This window comes from Paenibacillus sp. FSL R7-0313 (assembly GCF_037969885.1).
Taxonomy (GTDB): domain Bacteria; phylum Bacillota; class Bacilli; order Paenibacillales; family Paenibacillaceae; genus Paenibacillus.
Genome location: NZ_CP150219.1, coordinates 3,635,405 through 3,652,594 on the forward strand (window position 1 = coordinate 3,635,405; position 17,190 = coordinate 3,652,594).

13 protein-coding genes are annotated in these 17,190 nt (G+C 45.8%); 12 read left to right on the forward strand and 1 reads right to left on the reverse strand.

What is annotated here, in order from left to right; all coding sequences use genetic code 11:
- Positions 1-28 precede the first annotated feature (28 nt).
- From NSQ38_RS15945 to NSQ38_RS15995, 11 genes are all read left to right on the forward strand, one after another.
- Positions 29-1,864, forward strand: coding sequence for a sensor histidine kinase (locus NSQ38_RS15945; RefSeq protein ID WP_133385429.1), 1,836 nt, complete (start codon positions 29-31; stop codon positions 1,862-1,864).
- The gene (locus NSQ38_RS15950; protein ID WP_339782906.1) at positions 1,861-3,492 is read left to right on the forward strand and encodes a response regulator; all 1,632 of its coding nucleotides are present in this window, start codon (positions 1,861-1,863) and stop codon (positions 3,490-3,492) included. The genes NSQ38_RS15945 and NSQ38_RS15950 overlap by 4 nt, the downstream gene beginning before the upstream one ends.
- A gap of 28 nt (positions 3,493-3,520) precedes the next feature.
- Entirely contained in the window at positions 3,521-5,167 is a 1,647-nt protein-coding gene (gene nagZ / locus NSQ38_RS15955) for a beta-N-acetylhexosaminidase (RefSeq protein WP_339782908.1), read from the forward strand.
- Between the two features lie 275 nt (positions 5,168-5,442).
- On the forward strand, positions 5,443-7,695 hold the full coding sequence (locus NSQ38_RS15960; RefSeq protein WP_339782910.1) for a stalk domain-containing protein: 2,253 nt from the start codon (positions 5,443-5,445) through the stop codon (positions 7,693-7,695).
- Positions 7,696-8,033: 338 nt separating this feature from the next.
- Positions 8,034-8,498 (forward strand): Fur family transcriptional regulator, encoded by a 465-nt coding sequence (locus tag NSQ38_RS15965; RefSeq protein ID WP_074095707.1) that lies wholly within the window; start codon positions 8,034-8,036, stop codon positions 8,496-8,498.
- 2 nt (positions 8,499-8,500) lie between these two features.
- Complete coding sequence (gene yidD / locus NSQ38_RS15970) at positions 8,501-8,752, forward strand: membrane protein insertion efficiency factor YidD (protein ID WP_091018158.1); 252 nt, start codon at positions 8,501-8,503, stop codon at positions 8,750-8,752.
- Between the two features lie 599 nt (positions 8,753-9,351).
- Positions 9,352-11,412 carry a methionine--tRNA ligase gene (gene metG, locus NSQ38_RS15975; protein WP_339782912.1) on the forward strand — a complete coding sequence of 687 codons (2,061 nt, stop codon included), beginning with the start codon at positions 9,352-9,354 and terminating at the stop codon, positions 11,410-11,412.
- A 312-nt stretch (positions 11,413-11,724) separates the two neighbouring features.
- Entirely contained in the window at positions 11,725-12,714 is a 990-nt protein-coding gene (locus tag NSQ38_RS15980; protein ID WP_339790558.1) for a zinc ABC transporter substrate-binding protein, read from the forward strand.
- 99 nt (positions 12,715-12,813) lie between these two features.
- The gene (locus NSQ38_RS15985; RefSeq protein WP_169481989.1) at positions 12,814-13,572 is read left to right on the forward strand and encodes a metal ABC transporter ATP-binding protein; all 759 of its coding nucleotides are present in this window, start codon (positions 12,814-12,816) and stop codon (positions 13,570-13,572) included.
- Positions 13,573-13,624: 52 nt separating this feature from the next.
- Complete coding sequence (locus NSQ38_RS15990; protein WP_017687569.1) at positions 13,625-14,428, forward strand: metal ABC transporter permease; 804 nt, start codon at positions 13,625-13,627, stop codon at positions 14,426-14,428.
- A 48-nt stretch (positions 14,429-14,476) separates the two neighbouring features.
- Positions 14,477-15,190 (forward strand): cytochrome c biogenesis protein CcdA, encoded by a 714-nt coding sequence (locus NSQ38_RS15995; RefSeq protein ID WP_339782914.1) that lies wholly within the window; start codon positions 14,477-14,479, stop codon positions 15,188-15,190.
- A gap of 146 nt (positions 15,191-15,336) precedes the next feature.
- Here the strand turns inward: NSQ38_RS15995 and splB are convergent, their stop codons facing one another.
- Positions 15,337-16,407 (reverse strand): spore photoproduct lyase, encoded by a 1,071-nt coding sequence (gene splB, locus NSQ38_RS16000; protein WP_338587763.1) that lies wholly within the window; start codon positions 16,405-16,407, stop codon positions 15,337-15,339.
- Positions 16,408-16,599: 192 nt separating this feature from the next.
- Here splB and mntR point away from each other — a divergent pair, with 192 nt between their 5' ends.
- Positions 16,600-17,028, forward strand: coding sequence for a transcriptional regulator MntR (mntR, locus tag NSQ38_RS16005; protein WP_062835284.1), 429 nt, complete (start codon positions 16,600-16,602; stop codon positions 17,026-17,028).
- The last annotated feature ends 162 nt before the right edge of the window (positions 17,029-17,190 follow it).

Genomic DNA, 17,190 nt, shown 5'->3' on the forward strand with positions numbered 1-17,190 from the left:
ATGAACCAGTTGATAGGGAGAACGGGATATGAACTTGCGAATGAAGCTGGCCTTGGCATTTCTGCTGCTGATTATTGTACCGATGTGTGCGCTAGGCATTGGCATGTTTCTGGTCACATCACATACGATTGAGAAAAAATACAATCAACAGGCCGAATATGCGCTTCAGGCCATCAGCTACAATATCGAGAATGTATTTCAGCAGATTAACAATGTGACCGACAACGGGATAGCCACATCGGTTTTCCAAATGGCGTTGAACGCCAAAGATCCGACCAAGCAGGATCTGGGAACCGGTAATCAGTTATCTCTGAATGCCAGCCAGCGCAATTTCCGTTCCCTTCTATATAATTATCCGTTCATCAGTTATGCCTTTTTATATGATTTGCGTTCATCTGAGAATAACCAGATTGTCTCCATTTTCACTAAAGAAAATTTTCAAGCCCTTCCTTTTCAGCAATTCAAAGTACATCCCTTATTCAACGAAATTCAGCAACTTAATGGCGTGCCTAAATGGCTCGCACCTCTGGAATATCCCGAATTAACCGGGATAGAACCTGTCTTCACCCAGATCAGACTGGTCAAAGAACTCAGTTATTTTCAAAATATCGGCGTGCTTGTTGTTCAGATCAAAAAAGGAGAGATCGACAGGATCTTCCGTCACCTGCAGATCAGCGATTCGGCACAGGATACATCTTTCCTGTTAATTAATGAAGAAGGCCTGATCGTTTATGATCCTGCTGGTATTTATAACGGTGAAAACATGCAAAATCTTGGTGCTGAATCCGGCAGTTACGGTCCTGGCTTTAGCAGTGTCAGAACGGTCTTTGACGGCAAGGAAAGTATCATTTCGCAATATCATCTGAAAAACTATAACTGGAGCCTCGTCAGTGTGACTTCATGGGAAGCCTTATCTGCGGAAACCAATGCCTTTGCAGGTTGGTCTGTCATCATTATTCTGTTATGCCTGCTCGCAGCGATGATCTTTAATCTTTTTTTCATGAATCGCATTACGGGTAACATTGCTGTACTTGTAAGGTTTATGCGTCGTGTGGATGATGGTGATTTTAATGCGAGGGTGGAAGGAAAAGGATTCGATGAAATGCAGCTGCTTGCGCAAGGGTTCAATGAACTATTGGATCGGATCGGGGGATTATTCCGTCGTGTTCGGGCAGAGCAAGAGCAGAAGGCCCAAGCGGAACTACGTGTACTACAGGCCCAGATCAAACCTCATTTTCTGTTTAACACATTGGAATCCATTAATGGATTAGCGCTGCGTGGGGAGGGCCGCAAAGTAAGCGAGATGGTGACCAGACTAGGCAATATGCTTCGTATCAGCATTCAGGATCAGGAGGAGATTCCGCTGGGTGAGGAAATCAGGCATTTGCAGAGTTATCTGGAGATTCAACAGTACAGGTTCAGTGATTTGTTCACCTATGAGATTGACATTCCACCTCATTTATACAGCTCAATCCTGCTCAAGCTTACCCTCCAGCCTCTGGTGGAAAATAGCATTCAACATGGGTTTGAGGGGATCACCTATCCAGGTGTACTGCGGATAAGCGCATATGCGGAACGGGATCATCTGGTGTTATGTGTTGAGGATAATGGGATCGGTATTCCCCAGGAAATGCTCGCACGATTTGAGTATATGGCAGAAGATCCGCCGGAAGTTATGCTCGCGGAAGGGGCGGAATTATTATCGTCCATAACGGAACGCCGGGGATTGGGATTACGAAGTGTGGCAGATCGAATTCGTATTCAATACGGGGCCGGGTATGGCATATTTATATGTTCAGCACCGGGGTATGGCACAGTTATTCGATGCATCATTCCATTATATGAGCAGGAGGAAGCCGGATGAATCTGACTGCAATGCTGGTTGACGATGAACTGCCGATTCTGGAGAATCTGAACTATATTTTACCCTGGGAAGATATGGGGATTGAAATCACAGGTACAGTGAGAAGCGGGGCAGAAGCGCTGGGGAAAGTTACAGAAAGTCATCCAGACATTCTCTTGTGCGATATTCGGATGCCGTCTATGGATGGATTGGAACTAATTCGTTTGCTGCGAGAGCAGGGTGAAACGTGTGAAATTATTTTGCTGACCGGTTATCAGCAGTTTGAATATGCTCGAACCGCTATTAAATATAACGTACATGAATACATATGTAAGCCAATTGATTATTTGAATCTGGAACATAAACTGCGTGAACTTGCCGGACAGATCCAGAAGAGACGTCAGGAAAACGATTCGCAACGTTATCGCAGCCAAGAGATGGAAAGCTGGATCAGACACAAACAATTGATTGACCTGTTACGAGGAGAAGCACCGTTGAAGGTTGCCTATCCTGCCTCTGTTCCTGAATTCATAACAACTGCTACACCGTATACGTTGCTGCTGGTGGATGCGGTCGGTTATTTTCGCCATTCGATCGGCTGGTCCGAGCTTCAGCACCAACGATGGCATGAGACCTTAAGTTCCAGACTTAGGGAAGTAGCAGAGAGAATTGAGGGGGACTGTCAGATTCTTTCGACTCGCAAAGGGGAGTGGTGCATCCTGCTGGAGGCATCAGGTGAGTGGAAACGTCGCTCAGAGGAACTGGCCCATCAACTGTGTCTCGAATTAAATGTGATATTGTCCTTGGATTCAGGTGTGAAGGTCAGGGTTGTTCAGGATGCTGTGCCCGTGAACCTGGAAAGTCAAATTCTGGAACGATACCGGCATTGTCAAAAAATACTGATGTCCCATTCGGAGAGTGAAGACAGGGTGCTGAAGGCAAGTTGTCCCGAAACCGCCTTATCGCATGATCATACGGCCTCCAAAGGGGCTAACTCATGGATTACAAGAGAAGATCTGGAGCTTGTTACTCGGTGGATTCGTCAAGGGAACAAGCAGGGGTTACGTGATGTATTGGATCGGCTTAAACAGCAAATGGGGAATTCAGGACAATCCTTCAGCAAGGTAGATGAAACCAATCTTCGGTTTATGCTTGTGCACATGCTTCGTGAACTGCGTGAAGTACAGGCCCTCGCTGAAGAGCACGAAGTGAATTTTTGGAATGCACTGCAAGGGGCCGTATCCATGAGGGAACTCCTTGAATTTGCAGAGGTTGTTACCCATGCCTATCAGGGCAAACAAACGCAGCCACGTCCTTCTGTATCGGAACTGATCCTGTCTGCATGTGAGTATATGGATGCACGGCTGCAACAGGACTTGGGAATAGATGAAGTCTCAGATTGGCTCGGAATCAGCCCAGGTTACTTTTGCCAGCTGTTTAAAACCCAAATGGGTGTTACTTTTGTGGAATACATGACGCAGAAACGGATGGAAAGTGCAGCTTTATTGTTGAGTACAACCGAATGGAGCATTACAGCGATTGGAGAAGCCACAGGATTCAAGGAGCGCCGTTACTTCTCCAAGGTGTTTCATAAACACTTCCACATGAAACCCTCCGAGTACAGGCAGAGTAAACGATTGGGTTCGTAGTGGCGAGGGAACCGGGAGGAGAGGTCAAATGAAACTCTTGAATGATCTGACATTGGAGCAAAAGGTAGGCCAATTGTTGATGTGTGGATTTCACGGTCAGCACGCAGATGAACAGATTACTCGCTTAATCCGTGACTATCACGTCGGGGGTGTGATTTATTTCCGGCGGAATGTCGAAAGTATAGATCAATTGACACGGCTGTCCGCCGAACTGCAAGATATGGCTGCTGAAGCGGGGGCCTTACCACTCATGATTTCGGTGGACCAGGAAGGTGGCATGGTTGCACGGATTGACAAAGAGGGAATGACCCAAGTGCCGGGTAATATGGCACTTGGTGCAACAGGAAATCCGGAATATACCCTGGAGTGTGCCCAAATTCTGGGGTGTGAGTTAAAAAGCATCGGTATTGATATGAACCTTGCGCCAGTGGTCGACGTGAATAACAACCCGCTTAACCCGGTTATCGGTGTGCGTTCGTATGGTGAACATGCTGAAAGTGTGGCCGCTCATGGCGTAGCAGCCATCACCGGATATCAATCACAGGGCATAGCTGCTACTGCCAAACATTTTCCGGGGCACGGAGATACCGCCGTAGATTCTCATCTTGGTATGGTTACGGTACCTCATGATCGAAACAGGCTGGAACAGATGGAGTTGTTGCCGTTCCGCAAGGCGATTGAGGCCGGAGTTGATGCGATTATGACAGCTCATGTGATGTTCCCTTCGATTGAGCCCGAGCCCATTCCGGCTACGTTGTCACATAAGGTGTTAACGGGTCTGCTACGTGAGGAAATGGGTTTTGAAGGCATTATTATTACAGACTGTCTTGAAATGCATGCAATATCCAAGCCATATGGGGTAGCTGAAGCTGCCGTTCGTGCTGTGGAAGCAGGAGCAGATCTGATTCTGGTGAGTCATACCTTGCAAGATCAGGTTGCTGCGCTGGAAGGCATATACGAAGCAGTTCGAACGGGGCGCATTTCGGAAGAGGTTATTCATCAGGCGGTTGAACGCATTATAACATGGAAAAGAAAGCGCTGTGGGCAGCAGAATGATCATCTTGTTTCGCCGAAAGCGAGTGAAACGGTCGAAGCAATCGATGTCGAACCTGTTGATTGCACTGAATCTACTAAACCCAGTGATTCAAGTAAACGAAACGAATCGATGCTGTTCACGGTTGCTTCAAGCAGTATTACGATTGTTCATAATGAAGGGCTGCTACCGTTGGACCCTGAGAAGGACGTGTATGTCATCTGGCCTGAGGTGGTACAACGGACAGAGGTGGATGAACCATGGTCTCATACAGAATCACTTGGTATGGCGCTTTCGCAGTTGCGAGGCAGAGTTCGTGAACACAACATAACAACTCAGCCTACTCAGGATGAAGCAGATCGGATATTGGCGGAAGTGTCGGAGAGTGAGCAAGTGATCGTATGTACGTACACGTCGGCTGGACATCTTCCGAAAGGGCAACAGTATTTGGTTGAAAAGCTTAGTGAGAATCATACCCTGATTGTAATTGCTCTGCGCAATCCATATGATCTGCTGGAGATTTCGAGGCCGGGTAGTTATGTTTGTACGTATGAGAATACACCTGCAGTTGTTCGGGTATTGTCCCATGTGTTAACCGGTGGACTGCAGCCAACAGGAAGTCTGCCTGTCCGTTTGCGCTAGACCTATTCAATCCTTACATCTCTCTGCGATATGGTGCTGATTGACCATCTCCTGGAGAGATTTTTTTGTTGGAATTTTCTATTGGTTAATTTTGGGATACGAATGCTAAAAAGATAATTGATAGATAACTATTTTCATAGTATTTTCCTTCTATTAAAAGTTTACAATTCTCCTCTTAACTTTTTAGCAACTTTTCCCGGTTCCAAGCGTCTAATAATATGACTTTTTGAGGGGGATATTTATAAAATGGGAGCAGAAGGAGCCAAAGACAAAGAATGAATTTGAAGAAGAAATTGTCCATACTTACCGCTTTTGCTGTGTTTCAGGCGTTTGCAGTCATTCCTGCCAATGCACAATCAGCAGATCAGAGCGATACTACATCAGTGAATACAGCCAAAGTTAAATCCGTGGAGGTTGTGAAGAAAGAACAAACCATCGCGGAATCCGAAGTGAAATCCGGAACAAACACTCCAACATCAAATAATGAAACAACTGAAGAAGTGAACCCTGAGACAGATGTTCCTACAGGAACAGACGCGACTCCTGTTGAGCCGGTAATTGAACCTACGGACGAAGGAGGTACAGCTGAGGAAACACCTGCACCTGCACCAGTCGAAGTGGAGCAACCATCTACAGGCGGTTCATCTGTTGCTGGAGGCGGGGGTGGAGACCTCACTCTTTATATGAACAGTAATAAAATGATGCAAGACGGCAAAACGTATCTTGCTGGACAGCCGATGGCTGTTAAAAATGGTGTATCCTATGTAGCGATCCGTGCTCTCGTTGATCGGGTTGGCTACGATGTCAAATATGATAACACAACTAAAGAAACGATCATTATTAGTGGTGAAGATGAGTTGCGTTTCAAAACAAACAGCAAGATCTATACCGTTAATGGTGTGTCCAGAACTATGAAGGGCGCGGCTTATCAACAAAAAAATACGTTCATGGTGCCGTTGACTTCAATTACCCAAGCTTTGGACATTACGTATAAAGTAAATCAATCTGCCAAAACGGTTGTATTGAATCTGAGTACCAAACCGGTGGCAAGTTTCACGGTACAAAAAGAGGTTTTTGCCGGAGATCAGGTAACCTACACAACTAAATCCAGCTCTCCCAAGGGACTCAGCATTGTAGATGAGCGTTGGACAGGCCGTCAGGATTCATTCGACCAACCAGGTGTATACACAGTAACCTATGCGGTTCAGGATTCAAGTGGTCAATGGAGTGATCCGTATTCGGTTACGATTAAGGTTGAAAGACCAAATCTGCCACCTGTCGCGATGTTTACGACAGATAAAGAAGAATACAAAATGGGTGAGAAAATCACTTATATTGATCAAAGTACAGATGATGAGAATGCAATTGTAAAAACAGAATGGGATAACAATGCACTTGCATTCTTTGTTCCAGGACCCAAGACCGTAACGATTACAGTTACCGATAAACATGGTGCTAGCAATAGCTATACCAAGATGATCAATATTACGGGCGAAACACTTTATAGTGTGACTGACTTCAATCAATTGTTCACACCAGTCGGTGAGAAGTTCACTTTTGACGGTGGTGGAGTACCGGCATTGGAGAAAGTACCTTTCACTTATTATGATGAACCAAGTCTACTGATCCGCAGTAACAGCCCGGAAACCGTGAATACAGAAGGCATTGTGTACAAGGAATCTTCCTTTGGACAGACACGCTTCATGATTCACCATGTGAACAACACGGGCAAAAACGTAAAAATGTATGTTGTAGCGACAAACAACAATGCATACACGGCGTCCATTGACCAGCAAAACATGGGTTTTGCAGGACCGTCTCCTTTTGCAACGGTAGCTGGAAAGTTGTCCATTGACCGTTGGTTCCAATCCATGCAGAATGGTACCGGACAAAAGAAAGTGTACATCCAGCCAGGAGAAAGCAAGCTGATTCTCAATGATCTGAGCGTTCTTCCGATGAAACAGGGACAGGTCATTTCCTTGTATTCGGATGTATTCAGTGACTATGAACTGGATTACAACATTATTATGATTGAAGAAAACAAGGACCCGATGGAAGTGTTGTCGAGTCTGCCAGTTCTGGATCGTGATGGTGTTCACAACCGTGGTACCTATCCAAATGCAACACGGATCATTACGTATGATCAAGAAGTAGGGTCGAAGCCTGCACGTCTGCCACTTGGAGACAATGCAAGTGATCCAAACCTTGTGGGAACGGACCCTATGGCTTACACGGAAGCTTCCAACGCAGGTAACTTCGGTGTATTGTACAAAATTACATTGAATAATGTTGCTCCGCGCACGTTGATTTCATTCAACCCTCGTGGTGGCAGATACTCAGGTGTGGCACTTGTGAATGGACAGGTCGTTCAGATTTCCACAGGTAAATCTGTAACTGCACCTAATGAGCAAAGTGTAATGTATCGCACAGGTTCGTACGGCGAGAGTGTAACCATTCTCTTCTCGGCGGCACCAGGAAGTAACTTGCCTGTTAACCTGCTGTTCACGCCGCTTCCGGCTGAAAAATAATAACATGAACATGCACGGACGGTTTGGAGTGAAAGCTTATATCATATATACCCGTTCACCCCAAAAGTCGCCCGAACGATTGATCATCTGAACCGTCAGGAAGGGACTCCATCAAAATGTAATGTCATTAGCTCAAGCTAGACTAATGGCAATGCATGTGTATGGAGTCCTTTTTATGTGATGTTGAAATGACCTAACCCGGTGTCTTCGTTGACTCTAATCGTAATTTGATGCATTATTAGAGGTATACAAGAAAGCGAAAGTTTTCGCTTTTGCCGAATAAACTGTCGCTCTATGAATGATGCAAAATGCTCGTATGACAGGAGGTGCTTAAGATCATGCTGTCGACAGAACAGATTATTTCGACCATGTCCTCACAGGGGCTTCGCATTACCGATCAGCGGAAAACACTGGCCCGGTTATTTGCCGAGTCCCCCGGGTATCTTACACCCAAGGACGTCTATGAATATATGGGTAAGACTTACAGCGGACTGAGTTTTGACACAGTATATCGTAATTTGCGGGTGATGCAGGAACTGGGTGTACTGGAACAGGTCATCTTCGAAGATGGCGTTAAATTCAAAGCACACTGTAGTGAAGATCATCATCACCATCATATGATCTGTCTGAAGTGTCAGAAGACATATCCTATTATTTTTTGCCCGATGCAGCTTGCGGATGCGCCTGAGCAATTTCAGGTTGTAGACCACAAGTTCGAGGTATTTGGATATTGTAAGGACTGTGCAGAGCATGCTCCGGCCAAAGCGGCGTCGGGACATCAACATGCTCATGGGAAGCACTGACCATGAAGTTATCACGCAGAATTGCTCAGGCACCCATTCGGGTGTACCGCAACTATATTTCTCCATTAACACCGCCAACATGTCGGTTCTATCCGAGCTGTTCGGCTTACGCCATGGAGGCGATTGAAGTCCACGGTGCGCTCAAAGGTTCGTTGTTAACAGCGAAACGTATCGCCAAATGTCACCCGTTTCATCCAGGTGGAGTGGATCTGGTGCCACCAAAGGCGGAGAAGTCTACTCTGGTATCAGAGTAACGTTATAGCCGGAAGCATTAGGGAGGCCTGGAAGCAGGCCGTGATTGAACTTGAGGATGCTGTCCACTTGACAAAGGGGTCCGCATTTCAGTATATTTTCCTATATATGAGCGTTCAAAAAGTCTAGTTTTCAGTACCAAGAAGATGGGATGAAGTTAGAATGGAGTAGCGGAGCGTAGGAAACCTACGTGAGCAACGGACATTTCGGCTGAATTTCAACTTCGATGCTGATGATGCCGGTAGGCATGATTCGTAATCAAAAGTGGACTTTTTGAACAACTTCTATATGATTTCCAGTGAAGGGATAAGTACAGACACACCCCCAGTGCAGAGAGCCGGATGAGCTGAGAACCGGTCTGGGAGGAGGATGGAATATGGTCCCGGAGGAACCTCTTTCGAGCGTGCAGACAGTGATTTCAGAGCTGCTGTCGTAAGGCTGAGGCGTGATCCAGCGTTAATGGGCGGTCGAAGGACCGACAGAGCCTGTGTTTTGCGAAAAACATGGGGAATTTGGGTGGTAACACGTGAGAGCAACTCTCGTCCCATAGGGGCGGGAGTTTTTTGTGTTCTTTTTTAGTTGTTTTGGACGAAGGGATCACATGAAGCAGGAACATTTGAAGGAGGAGAAGTCATTCATGGCTGACAAAAAAACATTTTATCTGACAACCCCGATCTATTATCCGAGTGACAAATTGCATATTGGGCATGCGTATACAACGGTGGCAGGAGATGCGATGGTTCGTTACAAGCGTCTACGCGGTTATGATGCTCATTATCTGACAGGAACCGATGAGCATGGCCAGAAGATTGAGCGCAAGGCACAAGAGAAAGGACAGACACCACAAGCTTTTATCGACGATATCGTTGTGGGGATCAAGGAACTGTGGAACAAGCTGGACATTTCCAATGACGACTTTATCCGTACAACCGAAGAGCGTCACAAAACCATTGTTCAGGATATCTTTGACCGTTTGCTGAAACAGGGAGATATCTACAAAGGTGAGTACGAAGGATGGTACAGCATTCCAGATGAGACGTATTACACAGAGACTCAATTGGTGGATGTAGAGAAGAATGAGAAGGGTGAGATTATCTCGGCCAAGAGCCCGGATAGCGGACACCCGGTTGAATTGGTCAAAGAAGAATCTTACTTCTTCCGTATGAGCAAATATGCAGATCGTTTGTTGAAATATTATGAAGAGAACCCGGACTTTATTCAGCCGGAATCCCGTAAAAACGAGATGATCAACAACTTCATTAAGCCAGGTCTTGAAGATTTGGCCGTATCACGGACCACATTTGAATGGGGCGTCAAAGTGAAAGGCGATCCAAAACACGTGGTTTACGTGTGGATTGATGCGTTGTCCAACTATATTACAGCTTTGGGCTACGGTTCATCCGATGCATCCCTGTATAACAAGTTCTGGCCTGCGGATGTACATCTGGTTGGGAAAGAAATTGTTCGTTTCCATACGATCTACTGGCCAATTATGTTGATGGCATTGGATCTGCCTTTACCGAAGAAAGTGTTTGCACATGGCTGGTTGTTGATGAAGGACGGTAAAATGTCCAAATCAAAAGGTAATGTCGTTGATCCAGTGACTCTGATTGACCGTTACGGTCTCGATGCACTGCGTTATTACCTGCTGCGTGAAGTACCGTTTGGTTCCGATGGTACGTTTACACCAGAGAGTTTCGTAGAGCGTGTTAACTCCGACCTCGCGAACGATCTGGGTAACCTGTTGAACCGTACCGTTGCCATGGTAGACAAATATTTTGAAGGCAAAGCCCCGGCGTTTGCTTCAAATGTAACGGAATTTGATGCTTCGCTGGAAGAAGCAGGCCATGCTACAGTGGAAAAAGTGGAACAGGCGATGGAAAACCTGCAGTTTTCCGTAGCACTGACAGCGATCAGCCAGTTTGTCAGCCGCACCAATAAATATATTGATGAGACGCAGCCATGGGCGCTGGCTCGTGATGAAGCAAAACGCGATGAATTGGCATCCGTTATGGCTCACCTGATCGAAAGCTTGAGAATTGCTTCCATTCTGTTGCAACCATTCCTGACACGTGCTCCTCATAAAATCTGGGCACAGCTTGGCATTCAGGAAGGTGAACTTACGGCTTGGGATACAGCCAAGCAATGGGGTCTGGTTCCAGCAGGAAACGCCTTACAAAAAGGGGATCCAATCTTCCCGCGTTTGGATTCCGAACAGGAAATTGCTTATATCTCTGAAGCAATGACAGGTGGCCAAAAAGCAGCACAGCCTGAAACAAGTCAAGCAGATGCTGGAGCTTCAGCAGCTGTTGAACCGGTAACTGCACCTGAGGGTACCGAAGAGATCGGTATTGACGATTTTGCCAAAGTTGAACTGCGTGTCGCGCAAGTCATTTCCTGCGAACCTGTCAAAAAAGCGGATAAGTTGCTGAAATTGCAGCTGGATCTGGGTTATGAGCAGCGCCAGGTCGTATCTGGAATTGCGAAGTTCTATTCGCCAGAAGAGATGGTTGGACGCAAAGTCATCTGTGTGACCAACCTCAAACCGGTGAAACTTCGTGGTGAACTGTCTCAGGGTATGATCCTTGCAGCATCGCATGGCGACCAGCTTACACTTGCTACAGTACCAGACAACATGCCTAATGGTGCACAAGTAAAATAAGAATTGAGTTATGAAATTGATTCAAATTCTGTCATAAAAATGACTCAAGGTGGCCCGATTTAATTCGGGTCCCTTTTTTTATTGATATAATTCGTATCTGACGGGAAGAGAACAAGCATATACTGTTATGAACTCCGTACTTCAGGAAAGAATGAATAGGACGGGATAGCTTGACAAGTAGGTTCAGGTTACCTATAATTCTTTCAGTAATGTTTACGATTAAGAGATGCGGAGTGAATCATAATGACATTTTATAAAGTGCAACATCAAGTTCAGGCTAACCGGACTGGGAAGACGAGCAAAAGAGGCAACATGAAGTTACTGTGGACGGGTTTGCTTATTCTCACTTTGCTGGTATTATCTGCGTGTGGGCAGGATAACTCCAATAGTGCGAAGATTGTGGAAGGCAAGGTAAACGTTGTGACGACATTTTATCCTGTATATGCTTTTACGACTGCAATCGGTGGTGAGGATGCCAATGTTATTAATCTGCTGCCAACGGGAGTAGAGCCACATGACTGGACTCCGAAGAGTCAGGATATCGTAAATACGTCCAAGGCACAGCTGTTTTTATATAATGGAGCTGGACTGGAAGGATGGGTGCCGAATTTCCTGAAGTCCCTGAATAACGATACACAGGTGAAGTCTGTTGCCGTCAGCGAAGGGGTTAAACTGTTAACTGCTGAGGGTGATGATGGACACAGTCACGGCGAAGAGCATGAAGACGAGCATGCGGATGAACATACAGATGAGGCAACGAGTGAAGATGTCGCTGATCATCATATTGATCCACATACGTGGGTTAGTCCGAAATCAGCCATGATCATGGCTGAAAACATCAAAAATAGTCTGGTCGAGGCAGATCCCGATCACAAAGCAGGTTACGAACAACGTTATGAATCGCTTCGTACGAAGCTTGAGACGCTGGATCAGCGTTTTACAGATGAACTAGCTACCGTACCGAACAAGGAAATTGTTGTCTCGCACCAAGCGTTCGGCTACCTTGCGCGTGATTATGGATTAACGCAGCATGCCATTATGGGACTTTCCCCGGATGCTGAACCAACAGGACAGGATATTGTGAAGCTTGCGAAACTCGTTAAAGATGAAGGTATCAAATACATTTTCTTCGAAGAGCTGGTATCTGACAAATTGGCGAAAACACTGGCAAGTGAAGCAGGCGTGGAGACCATGGTCCTTAATCCGGTTGAGGGATTAACCAAGGAGCAGGCAACAAACGGGGATGATTATTTCACCCTGATGGAGAAAAATTTGCAAAATCTGCTGATCGCATTAAAATAAGATAGAATGAAGGATTCAGCTCGAAGAGTCTTTACCGTTCGCGGTGAAGGCTCTTAGGACGCTATGGGATTCTTATATATAATGAAGGGCGGCTTTGCCATGCAGCAAATCATGCCACTATGTCATGATCCAATTATAGAGATCGAGAAACTATCATTTTCCTACGGGGACCAGCGAGTGATTGAAAATCTCGATTTTATGGCCCAGGAACGGGACTTTGTCGGGATTATCGGTTCCAATGGGGCGGGTAAAACGACATTGCTGCGCATGCTGGTAGGACTTCTTCCTCCTGCGCAGGGAGATATCAAACTATTCGGACAGTCGATCCGCAGGTTCAAGGACTGGGACCGAATCGGGTATGTGCCTCAAAAGAATGCATTTAACCCGTTGTTCCCTGCGACCGTTCGTGAAGTGGTTATGTCAGGCTTGTATAATAACAAAAACATGTTCCGTCGTATGTCTCGCAAATGCCAGCAACAGTGCACGGATGCGTTGCAGGTCATGCGGATCGAGGATCTGGCGAACAAACGTATTGGTCAATTGTCCGGTGGACAGCAGCAGCGTGTATTTTTGGCACGGGCGCTTATCAATCACCCGGATCTGTTGATTCTGGATGAACCCACAGTAGGTATTGATGCTGAATCACAGGCCAGTTTCTTTGAACTGATTACCCATATGCATGAACATCACCGTATGACTTTTCTAATGGTGTCTCATGATATGGATCGGATGGAGAGTTATCTGGGTTCTGAAGCTGCGGTAACGAATGGCAAAATTAATTTTCATGTCCGTCATTCGCATGAGGTACAGGATTGTGCTGAGACCAATCTGCAACATACCACTGCACAGGTACGCTAGCCGTATTTATGGCCCATTAGATTAGAGTAAGGCCGAAGGAGTCGTGTTTGTTTTGGAAATATTAATGAGTGATTTTTTTCAGCGTGCCCTGGCGGGTGGATTGTTAATTGGCATTACCGCTCCGTTAATCGGACTGTTCCTGGTCTTGCGGCGGTTATCCATGATCGGAGACACCTTGTCTCATGTGACCATTGCCGGTGTTGCACTTGGATTCCTGATTGAAGTGTATCCCATTGCGGTGGGCTTGATATTTGCCGTGCTTGCTTCATTTGCGATAGAGAAATTGCGCAAAGCGTACAAGAGTTACGCCGAATTATCGATTGCCATTATCATGTCCGGTGGTGTGGCTCTTGCTTCCTTGTTCTTCACGCTGGGCAAAGGATATAATGCAGATGTCATGAGTTATTTGTTCGGCAGCATATATACATTAGACGCTACGGATTTGAAGCTGGTAGGTGTGGTTACGCTGATCGTGGTGATTGTAGTGGCATTGTTACATAAGGAATTTTTCCTGCTCAGCTTTGAGGAAGATGCGGCAGCGGTTACAGGGTTGCCTGTGAGAATTCTGAACATGTTAATCACTGTGATGACAGCACTTGTCATTAGCACGGCGATCAAGATTGTCGGTGCGCTTCTGGTGTCAGCGCTATTGACCATTCCGGTAGCGGTCAGCCTGTTGATGGCCCGAAGTTTCAAATCCGCCATTATTTTGTCCGTGGTGATTGGCGAAATTGCCGTAGTCCTTGGACTGGTTGTAGCAGGCATCTGGAACCTCGCACCTGGAGCAACGATTGTATTACTGCTGATCATGATGCTGATTCTGACGATGATTGGAAAAAAAGGGTTCCGAGCCTGACGACTGAACGAGCAAGCACGTGAGCCCGGGAAGGGAGACATCCGCTTCATGCCTGATGTTAATGTATGGATGGCTTTTGTAGCAGGTTTAGTCTCATTTATATCACCATGTTGTCTTCCGCTGTATCCATCATACCTCTCCTACATTACAGGTATGACGGTACAACAATTGAAGGATGACCGCAATCAGCGCGAAGTCCGCTTTAAGACCATGACGCATACGCTGGCGTTTATTTTAGGCTTCTCGGCTGTGTTTTATTCACTTGGCCTTGGTGCGGGACTGTTTGGTCAATTTTTCAACGATAACCGCGAACTGATTCGGCAATTGTCTGCGATTTTGATTATGCTTATGGGGTTATTTTTGCTTGGGGTGTTCAAGCCGCAGTTTCTAATGAAGGAACGAAAGCTGGATATGAAATGGAAACCAGCAGGCTATCTGGGCTCTTTTATATTTGGCATCGGTTTCTCAGCAGGCTGGTCGCCGTGTATTGGTCCTATTCTAACAGCGATCATTGCGATGGCTGCAAGTGAGCCCACAACCTGGCTGACGTTGATTACAGGTTATACTGCTGGGTTTGCCATCCCGTTTTTCATTTTGGCGTTTTTCATTGGTTCGACACGCTGGATCTTACGGTATTCCAATGTCATGATGAAGGTCGGGGGAGCATTAATGTTGTTCCTTGGGGTATTGCTTTTTACAGATCAGATGACAAAGATTACGATCTGGTTGCAGCAGATTACACCAGACTGGATGATTATTTAAACGGATGAACGGAATTTAAGTTTTATTATGTATGACATAGCAGGCTACATGTTACCCGAGACACTCTGGGTCATGTAACCTGCTTTTTAATCGTTTGTTAGAAATGCTTTTAACTGCATATGATTTTGGGCAATCCTGTTTTTCGTTTAGGTGAAGTAATCAATATTGGCTAGTGGAAAATGTTCAAAGATCCGTTCCGTTATGAATTCGCGCAGCGCATCTTGCTGGTCATCCTTATACACATACTTGTACTGACCCCAGCGGCCCCATTTCATCTTGCGTTTCTCAATATCCATCTCCAGCTTGGTTTTAGGATAACGCTTCTCAATCGTTGCTTTAGCCGTTTTGGTAAAACGGTGCTGGATCATCTCAAACGTAAGATCCTTGGTTGCTTCCTCTGGAAGTGTATCTGCCAGCTTCTGCAAAAGCTCCGAGTATCCTTCTTCCCAGCCTTCATACCACATAATAGGAGCGATAATGAATCCCAGGGGATAACCGGCGTGTGCAATTTTGCCAGCAGCTTCAATGCGTTCCTCAAATCTGGAGGTAGCCGGTTCAAAGTTTTTGATGACATAATCCGAATTGACGCTAAACCGGATACGGGTGTGACCGTTATGCTTGATGTTCAGCAACGGATCAACGTGATGATATTTGGTTACAAAGCGCAAGCGTCCGTATTCTTCATCTGCCATAAAACGGATCAAGTCACTTAAATTTTCCGTGATATGCTCGAGTCCTACCGGATCAGACGTACATGCGGCTTCAAATCGTGTGATTTCAGGCGCGCGTTCTTCGATGTATCCTTTGGCAGCCTGAATGATCTCCTCAGTATTAACGTAGACACGGACATAAGGTTTGGCACCAAGGGTAGTTTGAAGATAACAATAATGACAGTGCCCCATACAGCCTGTAGAGATGGGAATGGCATATTCCGCTGAAGGTTTCGACTGGTCAAACTTGAGTGTTTTGCGCACACCAACGACCAGAGTACGCTTTGCCATCCGATATTTTTCTTGTTCGGTTTCACCCGGCAAGTTTGTGATTCGGTTATGGGATGTGGTCATCTGATAAGGTATGTTTTTGGATGTCACCCATTCCATAATCCGTTTGCCTTTATCATATTCCAACGCACCGGGTTCAAAATACACCAAATCGGGAATAAAGGGTTTAGTACCTTTTGCTTTACGAACTGGCGGTGAGGCTACACTTGTACTCACGAAATCACTCCTTTCGATGCGGAACTTTGTTTAGTTTGCCTCGTTTGGGTAGAAGTCACGCCTGCCAATTACTTGTGTAAGAGCGCGCTGCGAACTGTGCAGGACTTGCCAATGCGTATTGATAACATGTATCATTATAAGATAGGGACCAGGCACGAATAGGGGCCGGTCAGAGAGAAAAGAGGGAAGCAGATGCCAACGCCCAGTATGGAAGATTATTTGGAGCGTATATACAAATTAATTGATGAAAAGGGCTATGCTCGTGTGTCTGATATAGCTGAAGGACTGGAAGTACATCCTTCATCGGTGACGAAGATGATCCAAAAGCTGGACAAAGACGAGTACCTGATCTATGAGAAGTACCGCGGACTGGTGCTTACGCCAAAAGGCAAAAAGATGGGCAAACGTTTGATGGAGCGCCATCATCTGCTTGAACAATTTTTGACAACGATTGGTGTTCAGGAAGAAAATATCTACAATGATGTTGAAGGCATTGAACATCATCTGAGCTGGGACTCCATTACATGCATTGAGTCCTTGGTTGAATACTTCCGTCAGGATGAGAGTCGGTTGCGTGACCTCAAAAATCTTCAGGACGTCATGAGTAATACGGAGTCTTAAGTTTCAGCAGTGGTTTCAACATGGTGATATACAATGAATCGTATCCTGTGATCAAAGGATGCTTCTTGCCGTTTTAATGGCAGGAAGCATTTTTTTGTTTGGATTAACACCATAATTTGGTGATTTTCGCAACTAAACGATGGGTAGGAGCGTCTATTAAAC